The 1,262-nt window shown below is 69.4% G+C and carries 1 pseudogene; it reads left to right on the forward strand.

Annotation, left to right across the window (positions count from 1 at the left end):
- Nucleotides 1–1,262 (forward strand): annotated as a pseudogene (locus G7A99_RS20075) (type III-B CRISPR-associated protein Cas10/Cmr2); the annotation flags it as partial.

Genomic DNA, 1,262 nt, shown 5'->3' on the forward strand with positions numbered 1-1,262 from the left:
GCCGAACCGTTTCCTGGCGATCGTGCCCGCGGCCCTCACCGAGGAGATCGCGATGGCCGTGCGGGACCACGTCCGGGAGTGGATCGCCGAACGCGGACAGCAGACGGTCGGCAGGCTGCTGGAAACCGCCGGACTCGACCCGTCCGCGACCGCCCATGCCCACAAGCAGATGGTGGAGCAGCTCGACGGTTTCCCCGAGGTCTACTGGAGCGCCGTCGGCTACGACGAGTTGGTGGGAGGCGACGGCGACGCGGCCGTGGACACGACAGCACTGCACGATGCCCTGGCCGCCTTCCTACCGCAGAACGGCGGCGAACCCGGCTTCCTCGGCAGCCGAGCATGGTCCGTACTGCAGCGCCCGGTGGAGATCACGGCCCCGGAAGGCGGCGAGCCGGCGGTGTTCTACCGGCCGAACCCCGGGGTGCTGTACCCGGCGGTGTACGAGCTCGGCGAGCGGGCCATGGGCGCCGCAAAGGCGGTTCGGCCGTTCGACGCGCTCACCCAGAACGGGTATCGCTGCTCCCTCACCGGCGAGACGGAATGGCTGACTCACGACGCGGCGCACCTCGCACTGCCACCCGGACAACGCGATGCGGCCGACACGCTCTGGAGCCGGGTTGCCCGGGCTCGCCCCGCCTGGGCCCGCAAGGGCGAGCACCTGGGGGGCCTGGCCGCCATCAAGCGGCTCTGGCCAACGCTTTTCTGCGAGGAGATCCGGGACGTGCTCGACGCGGACCGGGCGCCGCAGCGGTTCGTGGTCTCGACCCACACCATGGCGCTGAGCACCTCGTTGCGCGCTGCCCGGCCGGACTGGGGCCAATTGAATGCCCAACAACGAGAGACTATCGGGCAGTCACCACGCGCAGCCTTGCCCTACAGCCTCGCCCGTGACCTCCAGAACCGGGAGGATGGCGAGCTGCTTGCTCGTCTCCCGAGTTGGCTCGAGGCTCAGCGCGACCGCGATGACACCGATGGCGATGCTGCTCAGAGTACAGTGAAACGGGTGCTCGGTGGCGAACCGGAGACCTACTACGCGCTGCTGCTCATGGACGGCGACTCCATGGGCAAATGGCTTTCCGGGGACCCGGCGCTGGCCATTCCCTACATCAAGGCCTTTCACCCGAAGGTGGCCACGGGGCTCGAGAAGCGGTTCGCGGGCAACGAGGCCCTGCAGGCGTACCTGCAGGCCCCGCGCGCGGTGTCGCCCGGACGGCACATCGCGATCTCCAGCGCGCTCAACGACTTCTCCAGCGTCATCGCGC

It is taken from the genome of Arhodomonas sp. KWT (assembly GCF_010993615.1).